The sequence below is a fragment of the Sorangium sp. So ce385 genome (genome assembly GCF_051474135.1).
In the GTDB taxonomy this organism is placed as follows: domain Bacteria; phylum Myxococcota_A; class Polyangia; order Polyangiales; family Polyangiaceae; genus Sorangium; species Sorangium cellulosum_D.
The window spans coordinates 12,657,764-12,675,971 of sequence record NZ_CP150337.1 but is presented as its reverse complement, the minus strand read 5'-3'; the positions used below and the strand labels follow the sequence as shown (position 1 = coordinate 12,675,971).

The following is an 18,208-nucleotide window of genomic DNA, read 5'->3' as shown; positions in this document are numbered from 1 at the left end:
ACGCGACCGATCCTTGCCGCGTAGGCTCGCTCGAAGCAGTTGAAGCGGACAGCCACATGAGCAGACGATGCGTTCTGTGTCGCGCGAGCGGTTCGACCCAGGCGCCGGAAGGGCGCGGATGACGGAGGATGCGCGCCCGTCGTTCGGCAGTTCGGCAAGGCGCGCCTGCGAGCACGCCGGAGGGGAGCGCCGTGCAGCGTCACCTCGTTTTTGAAGCCGCCGGGATCACCCATCCCGGCATGGTCCGGGACACGAACGAGGACAGCTTCGCGATCCTCGAGTCGCGGGGGCTGTTCCTCGTGGCCGACGGCATGGGAGGGCGCGCCGCCGGGGAGGTCGCCTCGCGGATGGCGATCGACACCGTGCGCGATTTCTTCGACGACCCGGACTCCACCTGGCCTGTCGCGGTCAGCGTGGGGCCGCCCACGACGCGGGGCTCCGAGGCCCGCTACGTCGATCAGGGGCTCCCGCTGCTCGTCGCGGGCATCCAGCTCGCGAACGGCCGCATCTTCTCCGCGGCGCGGCGCGACCGGGAGAAGCGCGGCATGGGCACCACCTTCGCCGCCGTGCTCGCGCGCGACGGCTTCATCGCCGTCGCGCACGTCGGCGACAGCCGCGTATACCGCCTCCGCGATCACCGCCTCGAGCAGCTCACCCGCGACCACTCGCTGGTCAACGAGTGCATCCGGCTCGGCCACCTCCTCCCCGAGCAGGCCAGCTCGTTCCCGCTCCAGCACGTGATCACCCGCGCGCTCGGCACCGACGAGGCGGTCGAGGTGGAGACGCGCATCGACGCCGTCGAGAGCGGCGACGTCCTGCTGCTCTGCTCGGACGGCCTGTCCGGCGTGGTGCCGGCGCAAGATATCGCAAGTATTTTGGAGGAGCGCGCCGACCTCGCCGACATCACCATGCGCCTCGTCAAGCGCGCCAATGAGAACGGCGGCCCCGACAACGTCACCTGCGTTGTCGTGCGCTGGCGCGCCGCTCCAGGCGGCCCGGCCAGGCGCTGAGCTGCGCGCCTCCCTGACATGTGGCGCAGCGCGCATTGCGCGTTCCTTGCCTGTTTTTCCATAGAACATCGAGTGCCGGACAGCGCGTCACCGTGTTAATGGCGGTGGGCAATCCAATGGGCGCGCGAACGAACGGATCCACACAGCCGCAGACCATCGCATCCACCCCCCGGGGCGGGGCGCTGGCCAGGTCCGGCAACGGCGGCGCAAAGGCCGCGACGCGCGCCGAGCCGCTCGCGCAGGTCGAGCCGCGGCCGGCGCTCAAGCTCCTCGAGGCCGCGCGCGAGCCGGATTTCATCGAGGTGCTCGGCTCGCGGGAGCACAACCTCCGCATCGACCGGCTGGAGGTGCCGAAGCGCAAGCTCGTGGTGTTCACGGGGGTGAGCGGCTCGGGCAAATCGAGCCTGGCGTTCGACACCCTCTACGCCGAGGGGCAGCGGCGTTACGTCGAGACGCTGAGCTCGTATGCCCGCCAGTTCCTGGGTCAGCTCGATCGCCCGCAGGTCGAGCACCTGCGCGGCCTGTCGCCGACGATTGCCATCGAGCAGAAGAGCGCGTCGAGCAACCCGCGCTCCACGGTCGGCACGATCACCGAGGTCTACGATTACCTGCGCGTCCTCTACGCGCGCGCCGGCGAGCAGCATTGTCACCTCTGCGGCAAGCCGGTGAAGGCGCAGAGCTCGGAGCAGATCGTCGACGAGCTCCTCGCGATGCCCGAGGGCACGAAGTTCGTGCTGCTCGCGCCGCTCGTGACGCACCGGAAGGGGGAGTTCAAGGACCTCTTCGAGGAGCTCCGCGGCCGCGGCTTCGTGCGCGTCGAGATCGACGGGGCCCAGCACCGGCTCGACGAGGTGCCGCGGCTCGACAAGAAGCTCAAGCACACCATCGCGCTCGTGGTCGACCGGCTGGCCGTGCGGGCGGAGGAGCGCCAGCGCATCACCGAGGGGGTCGAGCTCGCGCTCCAGGAGGGGCGCGGCGAGCTCCGGGTCGAGGTCCAGGCCGACGACGGGGCCGCCGCGCGGCGGCGGCGCCCGGACGCCCCGCTGCTGTTCAGCGCCGCGCGCTCCTGCTGCGGCCAGAGCTTCCCCGAGCTCTCCCCGCAGAGCTTCTCGTTCAACAGCCCGCTCGGCATGTGCGGCGCCTGCAACGGCCTCGGCACCCGCCTGGAGATCGACCCGGCCCTCGTGATCCCGGACGCCTCGCTGTCGATCCGGGAGGGCGCGATCGCCCCCTGGGCGTCGGCCATGGCGCGCGGCGAGGGCTGGACGTTCCGCATCATCGACGCCGTGGCCAAGGCGTGCTCCGTCGACCTCGACGTGCCCTGGCGCAAGCTCGGCGCGAAGAAGCAGGAGACGGTGCTCTACGGCCTCTCGGGCAAGCGCATCGCGGTGACGTGGGGGAAGGAGGGGACCGAGACCCACGGCACCTGGGGCATGAAGTTCGAGGGCGTGATCCCGAGCCTGATGCGCAGGTTCCAGCAGTCGTCGTCCGAGTCGGCGCGGGAGGCCTACCGCAAGTTCATGAGCGAGCGGCCGTGCGACGCCTGCGGCTCCAAGCGGATGCGCCCGGAGTCGCTCGCGGTGCGCGTCGCGGACAAGAGCATCGCCGACGTCACCGGCATGACGGTGAAGGACGCCTTCGATCATTTCGCCCGGCTGGAGCTCCCGGGCAACCGGCAGAAGATCACCGAGGGGGTGCGGCGGGAGATCACGAGCCGGCTGAGCTTCCTCCTGAACGTGGGCCTCGACTACCTGACGCTCGATCGCTCGGGGCCGACGCTGAGCGGCGGCGAGGCGCAGCGCATCCGGCTGGCGAGCCAGCTCGGGAGCGAGCTGTCGGGGGTGATGTACGTGCTCGACGAGCCGAGCATCGGCCTGCACCAGCGGGACAACCAGCGCCTCATCGAGACGCTGCGGCGCCTCCGGGATCTGGGCAACACGGTGCTGGTCGTGGAGCACGACGAGGAGACGATCCGGGCCGCCGATTACGTCGTGGATTTCGGCCCGGGTGCGGGGCACCTCGGCGGGCGGGTGATGGCCGCGGGCACGCCCGAGGAGATCGCGCGCAACCCGGAGAGCCTGACGGGCGCGTACCTCGCGGGGCGCGCGCGCATCGAGGTGCCCGAGGCGCGGCGCGCGCCGCGCGGGTGGCTCGAGGTCCAGGGCGCGTCCGAGCACAACCTGAGGAACGTCGATGTCCGGTTCCCGCTCGGGGTGCTGCTCGCGGTGACCGGGGTGAGCGGCGCGGGCAAGAGCTCGCTGGTGAACGGCATCCTCCTGCCGGCGCTCGGCCGGGCGCTCCACAACAGCACCGAGCCGGTCGGGGCGCACCGCGCGATCAAGGGGCTCAAGGCGCTCGACAAGGTGATCGCGATCGACCAGAAGCCGATCGGCCGCACGCCGCGCTCGAACCCCGGGACGTACACGAAGGCGTTCGACCAGATCCGCGAGATCTTCGCCGAGCTGCCGGAGTCGCGCGCGCGCGGCTACGGCCCCGGGCGGTTCAGCTTCAACGTGAAGGGCGGGCGCTGCGAGGCGTGCAGCGGCGACGGCGTGGTGAAGGTGGAGATGCACTTCCTCGCCGACGTCTACGTCCCGTGCGAGGTGTGCGCCGGCAAGCGCTACAGCGCGCAGACGCTGGCGGTGCGGTACAAGGGCAAGAGCATCGCCGACATCCTGGACACCAGCATCGAGGACTGCGTGCGGCTCTTCGAGCACCACGTGGCGCTCCGGCGCGTGCTCGACACGCTGGTCGAGGTGGGCCTCGGGTACATGAAGATCGGCCAGAGCGCGCCGACGATGAGCGGCGGCGAGGCGCAGCGCGTGAAGCTGAGCCGCGAGCTCGGCAAGAGCCAGACGGGGCGCACGCTCTACGTGCTCGACGAGCCCACGACGGGCCTGCATTTCGAGGACATCCGCAAGCTCCTCGGCGTGCTCCACCGGCTGGTCGAGGCGGGGAACACGGTGGTGGTCATCGAGCACAGCCTCGACGTCATCAAGTGCGCCGACTGGGTGGTCGATCTCGGGCCCGAGGGCGGCGCCGGCGGCGGCCGGGTCATCGCCGAGGGGACGCCGGAGGACGTCGCGAAGGTGCCTGCGTCGTACACGGGGCAGTTCCTGCGCCCGCTGCTCACGGCGCGGTCGTAGCGCGTCGGCCAGGGGCGTCACGGGGCTTCCGAGGCGCCCGGCCCCCGGGGAGGGAGCTCGTCGCGCGGGGCGCGGGCGGGCTGAACTCGCCTGGGACGTCCTGTGCCCGTCGTGCTGCGCACGACGGGCACAGGACGTCAATTGGGCTCAAACATCAGCCCGCCCGCGCCCCGCGCGACGAGCTCCCTCCCGGGGGCCTACGGCAGGCGCAACCAAGGACGGGCGAAGCGATATCGTACGATCTGTCCCGTCTGTGACCTTTGCTGCTTGTCGGCCGTTGCTCCAGGATTTCCTCGGTATTCCGCGCTGATGATCGCGATATGTGAGCCGGGCGTGCTTGCATCGCGGCACAAAAGCGCGTAGCCGGGATCGATGGACACCACCGTGTCCAGGGGTGCGAAAGCGCTCGACCATTTACTTCATCAATCCACGGGAATTCGCATTCCAGCCGGGCTGTCGCACAGGCCACTGTGCTCGAAGTCCGTTGACGGGAGGGCCCATGCAGTACTCGAAGCACACTCTGTTTCTCGGCCTAGGACTGTTGGCGGCCTCCGCGGCCGCATGCTCCGCCAGCGGCTCGTCCGCGGGCCCCCCGCGGCCTGGAAACACCTCCGGCGGCGGCTCGGGCGACGGCGGATCCTCCACGAACACGAGCGCCAGCGGCAACGCCGGCTCCACCAGCGCCGGCGACGACATCGGCACCGGCACCGGCGGCAGCGACCCGGGCCCCGAGCTCATGGGCGACCCGAAGACGTGCGCGGAGGCCGCCGCGAACAAATCCTATATCGGGTGCGACTTCTGGCCCACGGTCACCGCGAACATCGTCTGGTCGATCTTCGACTTCGCGGTCGTCGTCGCCAACGCGGGCGACGAGGTGGCCGAGGTCGAGGTGACGCGCGACGGCGCCTCGGTGGCGCGCGCCGAGGTCCAGCCCAACAGCCTGACCAAGGTCTACCTCCCCTGGGTCCCCGAGCTGAAGGGGCCCGACGCCGGCGTGTGCGCCTCGGGCGAATCGCTCAGCAGCTCCGTTCGCGTGGACGGCGGCGCCTACCACCTCGTCTCGACCCGGCCGGTCACGGTCTATCAATTCAACGCGCTCGAGTACAAGGGCGCCGGGGGCCCGGACGGGAAGGACTGGTCCTCCTGTCCTGGCCTCCGAATGTGCCCTTCCAGCGGGGTCCCCTACGGCTGCTTCTCCTTCACCAACGACGCCTCGCTGCTCCTGCCGAGCACCGCGATGACCGGCAACTACCGCATCACCGGCCAGCAGGGCTGGAGGAACGCGGAGATGGGCGCCTACGCGGTCATCACCGGCATCCAGGACGGCACCAGCGTCACGGTGAGCCTCGCCCAGGGCGCCTCGGTGATCGCCGGCGACGACATCCCTGCGACGCCCGGCGGAGGCAGCTTCACCGTCGACCTCGACGCGGGCGATGTCGTCGAGATCCTCGGGAGCCCGAGCAGCGATCTCAGCGGCAGCCTCGTCACCGCCACGAAACCCGTCCAGGTCCTGACCGGCATGCCGTGCGTGCAGTCGCCGATCGGCTACAAGGCCTGCGACCACATCGAGGAGTCGGTGTTCCCGGCCGAGACCCTGGGCAAGCGTTACTTCGTCACCGTCCCGACCTCGCCCGGCGGCGAGCTCTTCGGTCACGTCGTGCGCCTTTACGGCAACGTCGACGGCACGGCGCTGACCTACCCGTCCGGCCGGCCGGACGGCGCGCCGACCTCGATCGACGCGGGCCAGGTCGTCGACCTCAGCGTGGTGAGGCGGGATTTCGAGGTCGTGGGAGATCACGAGTTCGCGGTCAGCACGTTCATGCTGGGCGCCGAGATCGTCGACCGCGACTCCGCCCCTCCCGAGCAGAAGGGCGACCCGTCGCAGAGCCACGCCACCGCGGTGGAGCAGTACCGCACCAAGTACGTCTTCCTCGCACCCAGCGATTACGACGAGAGCTACGTCGACGTGATCCAGCCGCTCGACGCCACGATCACGCTCGACGATGACCCCGTCGACGTCGAGCCGACCCCGATCGGCAACGGCTCCGGCTTCGGCGTCGCGCGCATCCCGCTCGGCCCGGGCAACGACGGCGCTCACGTGCTGACCGCCTCGGCCCCCGTCGGCATCCAGGTGATCGGCTACGGCTCCTACACGAGCTACCAGTACCCGGGCGGGCTCAACCTCGTCCTCATCGCGCCCCCGCCGCCCCCGCCCAACTGACCCCGCCGGCGGGGCGCGCCTCGCTGGTTGTCTTTCGCGGCCGGCTGACCTAGCAGGCGTCGCATGGCGGCCAAGCAGCGCGTCACGGCCCGGAGCGCCGCCCTCTTCGTCGTCCTGGCCAGCCTCGCCTTCGCCTCGAGCGGCCCCGTCGCCCGGTACGCGCGCCCGGTCCACCCGCTCTTCGTCGCCTTCGGCCGGGTCGCCCTCGCCGCGGTCGCGCTCTCCCTGCTCGACCTGCGCGCGATCGCCCGCTCGGCGGCCGGCCTCTCGCTGCGCCAGCGCGCCGCCGTCCTCTGCGCGGGCCTGCTGCTCGCCGCCCACTTCGCGCTCTTCCTCTGGGGGCTCGACCGCACCTCCATCGCCGCGGCGCTCTCGCTCATCTCCCTCGAGCCGCTCGCCGTCGTGCTCTGCGCGTGGGCGTTCTTCCGCGTCCGCCCCACGCGCGCCGAGCAGGCCGGCGTGCTCCTCGCCACCGTCGGCGCGCTCGTCATCGCGAGCGCGGCCGGCGCCGGCGAGCACCGGCTCTCGGGCGACCTCATGGTCGTCGGCGCCACCGTCCTCTACGGCCTCTACGTGTCCTTCGCCCGGGCGCTCCGCGACGCCCTGCCGGCGCGGAGCTACGCGGCGCTCGTCTACGCGAGCGCCGCGGTCTTCCTCGCGGCGGCGCTCCCCGCCGCGCCCGGCGCGCTCGAGGGCGTCGCCCCGCCGCCGGCCCACGCCGCCGTCGCCATCGTCGCGCTCGCGCTCATCCCCACCCTCGTCGGCCACACCGCGGTGCAGGCCGCCGCGCGCCGCATGTCCCCGTCGATCATCGCGCTCGTCTCCCCCGGCGAGACGCTGGGCGGGATCGCGATCGGCGCCCTGTGGCTCGGCGCCATCCCCACGACCACGGAGATCGCCGGCGCCGCGATCATCCTCGCCGGCGCCACCGTCGCCATCTTCGGGTCGAGCCCGCCCGCGGCCGGCGGCGCAGGCTGACGCGACCCCGCGCCGCGCCCGACGGAACATCGCTCGTCCGATGGAAGCGTGCCTGTGCGGCGATCGATCCAGGCGCCCCCGCCCCGCCAGGACGGAAGCCGCCGGCGCGCGCCGCTCCGGTCGGATTCCTCGCCACGAAGACGCGGATTCGCGGGAGAGCCGCCGGCGCGCGCTTGACGGTCGACGATTCGAAAGAACGCTCTGCCCATGTATGGTGAGCTGTTTCGAAACATCCTGTTTCCGCTCTACGAGACCCGTTTGCGGGGCCGGGAGACCCTGAAGCACCTGGAGGACCTCGAGCGCTCTCAGTGGCTGTCGGAAGGCGAGATTCGCGATCTCGCCTTCCGGCGGATGCTCGCCGCCCTCCATTTCGCCGAGCAGAACGTCCCGTTCTACCGCGCCCGGTTCGCCGAGCACGGGGTGCGCGTCGCCTCGGTGAAGGCGCCGGAGGACCTCGTGCGGCTCCCCGTGCTCACGCGGGCCGACCTCCGCGCCCACGGGCCGGAGCTCCTCGCCGAGGGCTTCGTCGGCAAGCTCTACTCGAGCGGCACCGGGGGCTCCACGGGCGAGCCGGTGCGGTTCCGCTTCGACCACCGCACCTACGAGCGCCGCGTCGCGGCCGCCATGCGGTCCGACGGGTGGGCGGGCGCCCGGCTCGGCGACAGGGAGCTCCACCTGTGGAGCACCCAGTTCGGCGAGACGCTCGCGAAGAAGGCCAAGCGCTGCCTGCACGAGGCCATCCTCCGCAAGAAGATGATCAGCGCCTTCGATCTGTCCGAGGCCCGCTTCGCCGCGCTGCTCGACGAGATCGCGCGCTACCGGCCGCAGCTCATCGTCGGCTACACGAGCGCGCTCTACCACGCCGCGCGCTACGCGCTCGCGGAGGGGCGCGCGCTCCCTCCGCCGCGCGGCGTCGTCACCAGCGCGGAGCGGCTCTTCGCGCACCAGCGCGAGGCGATCGAGCGCGCGTTCGGCGCCCCGGTCTTCGACCGGTACGGCTGCCGCGAGCTCATGCTGATCGCGGCGGAGTGCGAGCGGCACGAGGGCAAGCACATCCACATGGAGGGCGTGTACGTCGAGCTGCTCCGCGACGGGCGGCACGCCCTGCCGGGCGAGCCGGGCGAGGTCGTCGTGACCGACCTCGTCTGCAGATCGATGCCGCTCATCCGCTACAAGAACCAGGACGTCGCGATCGCCGCCGGCGCGCCGTGCGCGTGCGGCCGCGGGCTGCCGATGCTCGCCTCGGTGGAGGGCCGCGTCCTCGACCTCCTCGTCGGCCCCGACGGCCAGCTGCTCGCCGGGGAGCTCTTCCCGCACCTCATCAAGGACCAGCCGACGATCGCCCGCTACCAGGTCTACCAGGACCGGCGGCGCGCGATCACCGTCCGGCTCGTGCCCGGCAAGGGCTTCCAGCCCGAGACCGCGCGCCTCATCGAGCGCACCGTCCGGCAGCACCTCGGCGAGCGCGCGGAGATCTGCGTCCAGATCGTCGACCAGATCCCCCTCACGCCCGGCGGCAAGCACCGGGTCACCCTCTCGGAGGTCCCCGTCGAGCTGAGCCGGCGACCCGCGGCGTGAGGTGCGCCCTGGTGCGCGGGTGTGCCGCGGGGCTCGAGCGTCTCGGCGCCGGCCGCGCGCGCGGACTACGGCGAGCTTTCTACAGAGCTGCTGGAGTCGCCTGACGGCTTTCGCGCTGCGGCCCGCTCACCGGCGCGCCGCCGTTCGCCCGAGGGCCCGAAGCGCTGGCGGAGCCGCGCGGTCCGGGGTATTGGGCAGAGCAGTACGATGTCCGACGTGCAGAGACCGCTTCCGCCGAAAAAGGACGTCGCGCTGGCCCTCCTCGAGCGAGAGCCGAGCGTGTTCATCCACCTCGACCCGCGCCGGCCCGGTGTCTCCGTCCCCAAGTGGTTCACGGGCCAGCCGCAGCTGATCCTCCAGGTCGGCATGAACATGGCGATCCCCATCCCCGACCTGAAGGTGGACGACGAGGGGATCAGCTGCACGCTCTCGTTCAACCGCGCGCCGTTCTGGTGCCGCCTGCCGTGGCACGCGATCTGGGCGCTCGTGAGCGAGGACCAGCGCGGCATGGTCTGGCCCGAGGACATCCCGGCCGATCTCGCCGCGCAGAAGCAGCAGCGGCCCGGCGCGGCCCCGCAGAAGCCCCAGAAGCGGCCGCGCCCCCGGCTCGCCGCCGTGGCGCCCCTGAGCAGCGACGAGGAGCAGAGCGACGACGCGGCGGACGAGGCGCGCGCGCGCGACAAGGCGCGCCGCCCCGAGCTCGAGGCCGTGGAGCCCGCCGAGCGCCGCGGCGAGCCCCCGGCGCGCGACGCCGGCGCGGCCGTGAGGCCGCTCGCGCCGGTGCCCGCCCCGGCCCTCGCGCCGGCGCGGTCGACCGAGGCGGAAGACGACGATTCTGGCAGCTCCGGTGAGCCCGAGCCCAGACCGCAACCAGGGACGGGCAAGCCGAAGCGCGAGCTGCCCCCCTATTTGCGCGTCATCAAGTAACGCTCCCGCTTGACGGTGCGGCCCGGCCAAATCAACTGTGGCCGGCCATGCCTCGACCGTTGAAGCGCGTCATCACGGCGCTCGTGCTCCTCGGCGTCGTCGTCGCCCTCGAGTTCGGCTTCGAGACCCTCTTGCCCGACGCCGCCTGGCGGCAGCTCGCCCTGTTCGCGATGGTCAACGTCATCGCGGCGCTCTCGCTCAACGTCATCAACGGCATGGCCGGCCAGTTCTCGATCGGCCACGCCGGCTTCGTCGGCATCGGCGCGTACACCGGGGCCATCGTCGCCGGCAACCTGCACCAGCAGCTCGGCGGCGGCGATCCGCTCTTCGGCAACTCGTTCCTCGTGATGCCCCCGGCGCTGCTCGCGTCCGGGCTCGTCGCGGCCCTGTTCGGCCTCGTGGTCGGCCTGCCGAGCCTCCGGCTGCGCGGCGACTACCTCGCCATCGTGACCCTCGGGTTCGCCGAGATCTTCCGCCTGACGATCGCCACGGCGACGACCGGCGCCGCCGACCAGGGGCCGATCGGCAAGCTGCTCGCCGCGCTCGGCGGCCCGATCGGCTACGCCGGCCCCGACGACACCGGCGTCCCGCAGTACGCCGGCCCGTTCTGGATCTTCGGCGCCGTCGCGCTCATGACCATCGTCGCCTGGCGGCTCAAGTTCTCCGGCTGGGGCCGCGCGCTGCGCGCGCTCCGCGAGGACGAGATCGCCTCCGCCGCGGTGGGCGTCGATCCGACGCGCTACAAGGTCACCTCGTTCGTCATCTCCGCCGCAGGCGGCGGCATCGCCGGCGGCCTGCTCGCCTCGATGCGCGACGGCAACCCCACGGTCCAGCCGGACCAGTTCACGTTCAACTACTCGTTCGACGCGATCACGATGGTGATCCTCGGCGGGTCGGGCAGCGTCAGCGGGTCGATCGTGGGCGGCGTGCTCGTGACCTTCACGGTCAAGCTCATCGAGCAGCTCCAGGGCCTCGACAGCGTCCTCGCGCTGAAGGCGGCGTACCCCGCGCTCGATCTGAACGCCCTCAGGATGGTGCTCTACGCGGCCATCCTCATCGGGCTGATGATCCTGCGCCCCGAGGGGCTCTTCGGCGAGCGCGAGCTCTTCGGCCGGCGCCCGCCGCGGCCGCAGCGCGCGAAGGGCGGGCCGGCCGAGCCCGTCCCCGCGACGACCGGCGCCGAGGCGGACGCCGGGCGCGCGGGCGCGCCGAAAGAGGAGAGGCCGCCCGGCACCGCCATCGAGCGCGAGGCCAAGCCGGCCGGGAGGGAGTTCGAGTGAGCCTCGATCTGAAGGGTGTGACCAAGCGGTTCGGCGGCCTCAAGGCCGTGGGCGGCGTCTCCTTCTCCGTGCCGGAGCGCTCGATCTTCGGGCTCATCGGCCCGAACGGCGCCGGCAAGACGACCGTCTTCAACCTGATCACCGGCGTCTACAAGCACGACGAGGGCTCGATCCGCTTCGGCGGGACCGACCTCGCGCCGCTCAAGCCGAGCCAGATCGCGCACCTCGGCATCGCCCGCACGTTCCAGAACATCCGCCTCTTCGGCCAGCTCACCGTGCTCGAGAACGTGCTCGTCGCCTGCGAGAACCTGCGCAAGGCGACGCTCGCCTCCGCCCTGCTCCGCTCGCCGTTCTTCTACAAGGACGAGCAGGAGATGACCGAGCGCGCGCTCTCGCTGCTCTCGGTGTTCAAGCTCGAGGACATGGCCGACGAGATCTCGACGTCGCTCTCGTACGGCAACCAGCGCCGCCTCGAGATCGCCCGGGCGATGATGCTCAAGCCGAAGCTGCTCCTGCTCGACGAGCCGGCGGCCGGCATGAACTACGGCGAGGCCGAGGGGCTCAAGCAGCAGATCCGCTGGCTGCGCGACACCTTCGACGTCACGGTCGTGCTGGTCGAGCACAACATGCAGGTCGTGATGGGGGTGTGCGAGGAGATCCACGTCCTCGACCACGGCGAGACCATCTCGCACGGCACCCCGGAGGTCGTGCGCAAGGACCCGAAGGTCCTCGCCGCCTACCTCGGCGAGGAGGTCGACGAGGACGCGGCCGAGGCCCGCCCGGCGGCCGGCGCCGCGGCAGAGGAGCCCGCATGAAGACATCGCACCCGACGCGGCAGCCCCCCTCGGTGGCGCCCGGCGAGCCCCTGCTCGTCGTCGACGATCTCGCGGTCAGCTACGGCGGCATCCGGGCGCTCAAGGGCGTGAGCCTCGAGGTCCGGCGCGGCGAGATCGTCGCGATGATCGGCGCGAACGGCGCCGGCAAGACGACCACGCTGAAGACGATCGTCCGCCTCCTGCCGATCGCCGCCGGCCGCATCCGCTACGACGGCAAGGACCTCGCGTCCGTCTCGACCGAGGAGCTCGTCGCGGCCGGCGTCTCGCTCGTCCCCGAGGGGCGCGCGATCTTCTCGAACCTCACCGTCCGCGAGAACCTCGAGCTCGGCGCGTGGTGCCACAAGCACGGCCCCACCATGGGGGAGACCGTCGACGACGTGGTGAAGCTCTTCCCCCGCCTCGGCGAGCGCATGCACCAGCACGGCGGCACGCTCTCCGGCGGCGAGCAGCAGATGCTCGCGATCGGCCGCGCCATGATGGGGCGCCCCGCCATGCTGCTCCTCGACGAGCCCTCGCTCGGCATCGCGCCGCGGCTCGTCGCGGACATCTTCGAGTCGATCGCCAAGATCGCGGCGTCAGGAACCACCGTACTCCTCGTTGAGCAAAACACCCGACTCGCGCTCAAGTATTCGACGCGCGCCTACGTGCTCCGTACTGGGCAGATCGCCATGAGCGGCGACTCCAAGGATCTCGCGGCGAACGAAGAGATCCGCGCGGCCTACCTCGGCGGCTGAGCCCCTGCCGGGCCCGGCGGTCGCCCGCGCATCGCGCAGACGACGGGGAGAAAGCGCTGGTGTTTCAAGCGCGTATCAACGCGTCGCGTGATGCGATGAGGCGCGATTGACATCGCGCTTTGCCGCCGATGGAGTATGGTTTCGGTGAGCCAGGCGATGAAGATCCGGTCTTCGGCGCTTCGGCCAGACCCAGCCGCCAACGGGGGATACTTATGGAGATTGAGAGCACGACCCGCGTTCTGGTGATCGACGACGACGCCAGCAACACCCAGCCGCTCGTCCACTTCCTCTCGTCCCGGGACTACACGGTGGAGACGTGCTGCGGGCTCGACCATGCGCGTGACGTGCTTGCCCGCTGGCGTCCTCACGTGATGGTGCTCGTGCCCCGGGAGGAGGCGGAGCTCCACAGCGAGATGGAGGAGCTCCGCCGCATGTCGCCGCGCGTGCCCGTCGTGATGCTCACGCTCGCGGCCGGCCCCGAGCTCATCCTGGACATGGAGGCGTTCGCGCCCACGGTGCCCGTGTGCCCGTCGCGCGGCCTCGCGTACATCGAGTCGGCGGTGGCGGACGCCTCGGCCATGGGCTGAGCGGCCGCTGCCGGGCGAGCCCGCCCGGCGCGGGGCGCGGGGGCGGGGCGCGGTGAACGAGCGCCTCGGCGCGGATCGCGCCACCCGGGGGCGGGCTCCGCCCCGCCGCGCCTCAGGCGGACGGCTCGATGCCGTCCGGCAGCCCGTCGAAGAACTCCTCCACCACGGACGCGATCCAGGCGCGCACCGGCCCGGTCGCGCACGCGCTCCGCACGAGCGGCCAGAGCGCGGCCGCGAGCGCGTCGAAGTCGAGCGCGGGCGCGATCCCGAAGCGCCTCAGCACCTCGCCGAGCGGCTCGCGCGCGTGCGCGGCGACGAACGCCGCGATCGCCTCGCTGGTGCGCGCCCGGACCGGCCGGTCCCGCAGCACCTGCGCGGCGACGTCGGCCCCGAGCTCCTCGGCGAGCGCCGAGCTCTTCGCGTCGAGCTGGCCGACGAGCGCGCAGATCTCCTGGTCCAGCACCCACGTCGCGACGTGCTTGCGCAGGCCGACGAACTCGGGCGTGTCGCCCTTGGCGATGAGGATGTCGTGCACCTGGCGCATCGCCGTGCGCGAGAACCCCTGCAAGAAGCGGCGGATCTCGGGCTCGAGCCGCCGCTCGAACTCGCCCTGCAGGGTGCCCATCGCCTTGCCGACCCCGCCGAGGCCGAAGGGGGCGATCCGCTTGAGCAGCGCCGGCAGGCCCCACTCGGCGAAGAACGGGTTCACCTTCTCGGAGAACTCCTTCAGCGTGTCGTAGAGGACGTCGCGCATCACGGCGTCGAGCGCCGCGCTCTCGAGCACCTCGCGCACGAGCCGCTCCGGGACGATCTTCGGCTGCTCCAGGATGCGGTCGAGCTTGTCGCGCCCGCCCTCCGGCAGGAGCTCCTTGGCGCGCCGCCGCTCGGCGCGCGCCGCCTCGAGCAGCGCCCCGAGCGCCGCGGCGGCCGCGGGCCGGACCGCCCGCCGGAGCGGCTCCTCCGCCGCCAGCGCGTCGAGCGCCCGCGCGACCGCCCCCGCATCGATGAGCTCGCCGAGCGGCGTCGCGAGCAGCGCCGCGAAGCCGGCGGGCAGGCGCTCCCGGAAATCCCGCGCCGCGGCCTCCGAGACGAGCCGCGCCTCGAGGAACGCGATCTGGCGGGCCTTCAGTTCATTAAGTAGCGCGCGGCTCATCGGCAACGGATAGCCCCGGGCTCCCGCGGGCGCCAGGCGCAGATGACCCCGGACCCCCGGCGGCGGCGCCGCTCCTGGAGAGGGCTCCAAAACCCCACAGCACTGTGAATCTGCCCATCAGGTCAGCGCCGTACTTATCGAACCTTTCCTCGGAGGGTCCTTACGAAACACACCTTCCTTAGTGCATCGGTGTCGGGGGATCACCTTACCTCGTGCGTCGCTCGCGCACGCGCGTTCGCGCGCCGAACCTGCGGCAAGCGCCGCGTGACCGGGCGAAGCGGGATTGTCGGTGATTGTCATTTTCCAGGGGGGAGGACTCGGGCCCAAGTCAACTTTTCACGCCTCGTGACAGAGAGTTGCAACGAATTACAAGTGCATGACAACTTCGGATTCCGCGGATGGTACGCGTTCGTTACCCGCCAGCACCGCAGGAGTGGAGACCGGGGCTCGCCCGATCCCACCCGACGAAAGCCCGCTGGCGGCAGGTGCTCCCGATGCTCTCCATGCTGCTCTGCGTGCTCTACTTCGGCGTGCTGCTCGGCCTCAGCGCCTACGGCCTGCACCGACTGCACCTCGTGGTGCTCTGTCGCCTCCACCGCGCGAAGATCACGCGCGCGCAGGAGGTCCCGGCCCTGACCGATCGCGACCTCCCGCCGGTGACGATCCAGCTGCCGCTCTTCAACGAGTCGACGGTCGCGGCGCGGCTGCTCGATGCGGTCGCGCGGATGGATTACCCGCGCGACAAGCTCGAGATCCAGGTGCTCGACGACTCGACGGACGAGACGCAGGCCCTCGTCCGGGCGCACGTCGAGCGGCTGCGCGCGGAGGGCATCGACGCGGTGTACCTGCACCGCACGAACCGCGTCGGCTACAAGGCGGGGGCGCTCGACGCGGGCCTCAAGGTCGCGAAGGGCGAGCTCGTCGCGATCTTCGACGCCGACTTCATCCCGCAGCCGGGCTTCGTCCGGTCGATCGTCGGCCACTTCGAGGATCCGACGGTCGGCATGGTCCAGACGCGGTGGGGCCACCTGAACCGCGACGTCTCGATCCTCACGCAGGTGCAGGCGCTCATGCTCGACGGCCACCACCTCGTCGAGAACCGCGCGCGCTACGGCGCCGGCCTCCTGTTCAACTTCTCGGGCACCGGCGGGATGTGGCGCAAGGACGCCATCCTCGAGGCCGGCGGCTGGCAGCACGACACGCTGACCGAGGACCTCGACCTGTCGTACCGGGCGCAGCTCGCGGGCTACCGCTTCGTCTACCGCGAGGATGTGGTCTCGCCGGCGGAGCTCCCGGAGGACATCTCGGCGCTGCGCGCGCAGCAGTACCGCTGGGCCAAGGGGACGGTGCAGACCGCGCGCAAGCTGATGGCGACGGTGCTGAACGCGAAGCTCTCGCGCGGGCAGCGGCTCGAGGCGTTCTTCCACCTCACGCCGCACTTCGCGTACCCGCTCCTGGTGCTCCTCAGCGTCCTGCTCTTGCCGGCGCTCGTGCTGTTCCCCGCCGCCGACACGCTGACGATGTTCGCCATCGACCTGCCGCTCTGCACGGCCACGACCGGGTCGCTCGCGGCGTTCTACATGCTGGCCGAGACGGCGCAGGGCCGCTCGCGCTGGGGCGCGGTCGCCCGCTTGCCGATGCTCATCGCGCTCGGGACGGGGCTCGCGCCGCACCTGTCCAAGGCCGTGATCGAGGGGCTCCGCAGCATGGCGGGCGAGTTCGTCCGGACCCCGAAGCAGGGCGACAACAAGGGCCGGTACAAGGTGCGCACGGACCTGCCGCTGACCGAGGCGATGCTCGCCGTGCTCTCGTGCGGCGCGGTGGTCGCGTCCGTCCAGACGGGCCACTACTTCGCCACGCCGTTCGCGGTGCTCTTCGCCGTCGGCTATCTCTACGTCGCGGTCCTGGTCGCCCAGGAGCAGATCGGGCGCCGCCGCGACGCGGTCTCGAGCGCGCCGGCCGTCGGCTGGAGCGACGCGCGGCCGGGCGACGCGGCCGTGGTCGGCGCCTGGTCGAGGCAGGCGACCAAGGAGCGGCCCCTCGGCGATCTCGCCGCCTGAGCGGTTCGCCGCTGGCGAGCCCGTGCCTTGCCGAGGCCGCGCCGGAATCCTGCCGGATTTCCGGCCGCGGCCTCGAGGCGCGCAGGGCGGGGAGCCGGTCCCGCGGTGGCGGGGTGGCTCCGATCCCCGGGCGCGGCTGGGTTTCCGGGCTCCAGGCGGGCTGGCCCCGACGTTCGCGTCCGCTGGAGGGCTGCACGAAGCGGGCCCGGCCCTATCGGGCGAAGCCTGCGTACCCCCTAGACCTACCCGACGCAGGCTGGCATCCTGCCACAGGCCGGTCGGGGGACCGCACGCGGCTTCCTGAACGGTCTTCAGGGGTTGCGGCGCGCCCCCCCTTCTGTAAGGGCGATGGGGGTCTCATGACGAAAGCCGAAATCGTTCAGGCGGTCTACTCCCGCCTCGGGGGGTTCTCGAAGAAGGAGTCTGCCGATCTGGTGGATCTCGTGTTCGAGACCATGAAGGAAACCCTGGGGCGCGGGGAGAAGATCAAGATCTCTGGCTTCGGCAACTTCGTGCTGCGCGACAAGCGCCAGCGGCAGGGCCGCAATCCCCAGACCGGCGACCCGATCCTGATCACGGAGCGCCGGGTCCTGAACTTCAAGGCGAGCCAGATCTTGAAGCAGGCCCTCAACCCGCGCGAGACGGCCTCGGCGGCCGAGGAGTAGACCGCTTGGCCGTGCGCCAGCAGCTTCCGGCGAAGCTGTACTACCGGATCGGCGAGGTGGCCGGCATCGTCGGGGTCGAGCCGCACGTGCTCCGGTACTGGGAGACGGAGTTCCGCTCCATCCGCCCGCAGAAGTCGGCGAAGGGGCAGCGGGTCTACAGCCGGCGCGACGTCGAGACGCTCCTCAAGGTGAAGGAGCTCCTCTACTCGCATCGCTTCACGATCGCCGGGGCGCGGCGCAAGCTGCGCGAGGGCGGGATCGAGCCGCCGGCCCCCGACGCGGGCGCGAGCCACGAGGAGGTGCAGCGGATGCGCGCCGCGCTGGTCGAGATCCGCAGCGAGGTGCTCGCGCTGATGGATGAGCTCGAGCGCGTCTGAGCTGCACGGCGTGGCGCCGGGCCTCTCGCTGCGCCTCTCGCTGCCCGCCGGCGCGCGCGACGCGCCGCCGGAGGCGTTGCCCGCGATCGACGTGTCGGCGATCGCGGGGGCGAAGGTGACGCTGCGGCGCGGGGTCGAGGCGGACGACGTGTCGCTGCGCGCGGTCTGCGCGACGGCGCCGTCGCGGCGGTGGGTCACCGGCCTGGAGGAGCTGGTGCTCGATCGGGCGTCGGGGCTCGTGCGCGGGGCGCTCGGGGTGGCGATTGAGCGGTGGGAGGCAGGGCCGATCCGGGCGCTCGAGGAGCGGTACGAGCAGCCGTTCGAGGCGGCGGGGCGGGCGGGCGAGCGCGCGGTGGCGATCCGCGGGCGGCACGTGCTCGGCTTCGCGGGGCGCGAGCACGACGCGGCGCTCTGCAGCGTGGTCTGCCTGGAGCCGGCGCAGGGGGCGGGCGCCCGATGCGGGGCGCTGCTCGGCGCGACGGAGATCGAGGGGGCGTTCGTGGCGCCGCCGGCGCCGGGGTTGCTCGTGCGGGCGATCTTCCTCGCCGCGGAGGAGCCGCTCGCGGCGGCCGCGGGGCTCGGGGTGCTCGCGGCCGCGGGCGTGGCCGTGGTGCTGGCGAGGCGGCCGCGGCCGCGGCCCTAGCCGATCGCTGGGG

The 18,208-nt window shown here is 71.9% G+C and carries 15 protein-coding genes; 14 read left to right on the top strand and 1 reads right to left on the bottom strand.

All coding sequences use genetic code 11. From position 1 onward, the window contains the following. The first annotated feature begins 191 nt into the window (after positions 1-191). The 10 genes from WME83_RS46440 (at position 192) to WME83_RS46395 (ending at position 13,297) form a co-directional block, all read left to right on the top strand. Positions 192-1,010 (top strand): Stp1/IreP family PP2C-type Ser/Thr phosphatase, encoded by an 819-nt coding sequence (locus WME83_RS46440; protein WP_437316122.1) that lies wholly within the window; start codon positions 192-194, stop codon positions 1,008-1,010. Between the two features lie 116 nt (positions 1,011-1,126). Then, the gene (uvrA, locus tag WME83_RS46435; protein ID WP_437316121.1) at positions 1,127-4,156 is read left to right on the top strand and encodes an excinuclease ABC subunit UvrA; all 3,030 of its coding nucleotides are present in this window, start codon (positions 1,127-1,129) and stop codon (positions 4,154-4,156) included. Positions 4,157-4,697: 541 nt separating this feature from the next. Continuing rightward, a complete protein-coding gene (locus WME83_RS46430) occupies positions 4,698-6,377 on the top strand; it encodes an IgGFc-binding protein (RefSeq protein ID WP_437316120.1) in 1,680 nt (559 codons plus the stop codon). Between the two features lie 63 nt (positions 6,378-6,440). Then, positions 6,441-7,355: a DMT family transporter gene (locus tag WME83_RS46425; RefSeq protein WP_437316119.1), complete on the top strand. Its 915-nt coding sequence runs from the start codon at positions 6,441-6,443 to the stop codon at positions 7,353-7,355. Between the two features lie 207 nt (positions 7,356-7,562). Beyond that, positions 7,563-8,933, top strand: a complete 1,371-nt coding sequence (locus WME83_RS46420; protein ID WP_437316118.1) for a phenylacetate--CoA ligase family protein — start codon at positions 7,563-7,565, stop codon at positions 8,931-8,933. A gap of 207 nt (positions 8,934-9,140) precedes the next feature. Next, positions 9,141-9,860, top strand: a complete 720-nt coding sequence (locus WME83_RS46415; protein WP_437316117.1) for a ClpXP protease specificity-enhancing factor SspB — start codon at positions 9,141-9,143, stop codon at positions 9,858-9,860. Between the two features lie 47 nt (positions 9,861-9,907). After that, complete coding sequence (locus tag WME83_RS46410; RefSeq protein ID WP_437316116.1) at positions 9,908-11,140, top strand: branched-chain amino acid ABC transporter permease; 1,233 nt, start codon at positions 9,908-9,910, stop codon at positions 11,138-11,140. Continuing rightward, positions 11,137-11,955 carry an ABC transporter ATP-binding protein gene (locus tag WME83_RS46405; protein ID WP_437316115.1) on the top strand — a complete coding sequence of 273 codons (819 nt, stop codon included), beginning with the start codon at positions 11,137-11,139 and terminating at the stop codon, positions 11,953-11,955. The genes WME83_RS46410 and WME83_RS46405 overlap by 4 nt, the downstream gene beginning before the upstream one ends. Then, positions 11,952-12,710 (top strand): ABC transporter ATP-binding protein, encoded by a 759-nt coding sequence (locus WME83_RS46400; RefSeq protein WP_020741170.1) that lies wholly within the window; start codon positions 11,952-11,954, stop codon positions 12,708-12,710. The genes WME83_RS46405 and WME83_RS46400 overlap by 4 nt, the downstream gene beginning before the upstream one ends. A 212-nt stretch (positions 12,711-12,922) precedes the next feature. Then, positions 12,923-13,297, top strand: a complete 375-nt coding sequence (locus WME83_RS46395) for a response regulator (protein ID WP_437316114.1) — start codon at positions 12,923-12,925, stop codon at positions 13,295-13,297. Positions 13,298-13,409: 112 nt separating this feature from the next. Here WME83_RS46395 and WME83_RS46390 read toward each other — a convergent pair whose 3' ends face one another. Continuing rightward, the gene (locus tag WME83_RS46390; protein WP_437316113.1) at positions 13,410-14,450 is read right to left on the bottom strand and encodes a hypothetical protein; all 1,041 of its coding nucleotides are present in this window, start codon (positions 14,448-14,450) and stop codon (positions 13,410-13,412) included. A gap of 494 nt (positions 14,451-14,944) precedes the next feature. Between WME83_RS46390 and WME83_RS46385 the strand changes: the two genes are divergently transcribed. The 4 genes from WME83_RS46385 to WME83_RS46370 all read left to right on the top strand — a co-directional run bounded on the left by WME83_RS46385 (position 14,945) and on the right by WME83_RS46370 (position 18,195). Beyond that, positions 14,945-16,510: a glycosyltransferase gene (locus WME83_RS46385; RefSeq protein WP_437316112.1), complete on the top strand. Its 1,566-nt coding sequence runs from the start codon at positions 14,945-14,947 to the stop codon at positions 16,508-16,510. Between the two features lie 359 nt (positions 16,511-16,869). Further along, positions 16,870-17,175: an integration host factor subunit alpha gene (locus tag WME83_RS46380; RefSeq protein WP_012241218.1), complete on the top strand. Its 306-nt coding sequence runs from the start codon at positions 16,870-16,872 to the stop codon at positions 17,173-17,175. Between the two features lie 11 nt (positions 17,176-17,186). After that, positions 17,187-17,552 (top strand): MerR family transcriptional regulator, encoded by a 366-nt coding sequence (locus tag WME83_RS46375; protein WP_237244684.1) that lies wholly within the window; start codon positions 17,187-17,189, stop codon positions 17,550-17,552. Further along, positions 17,533-18,195, top strand: a complete 663-nt coding sequence (locus WME83_RS46370; protein WP_437316111.1) for a hypothetical protein — start codon at positions 17,533-17,535, stop codon at positions 18,193-18,195. The genes WME83_RS46375 and WME83_RS46370 overlap by 20 nt, the downstream gene beginning before the upstream one ends. Positions 18,196-18,208 lie beyond the last annotated feature (13 nt).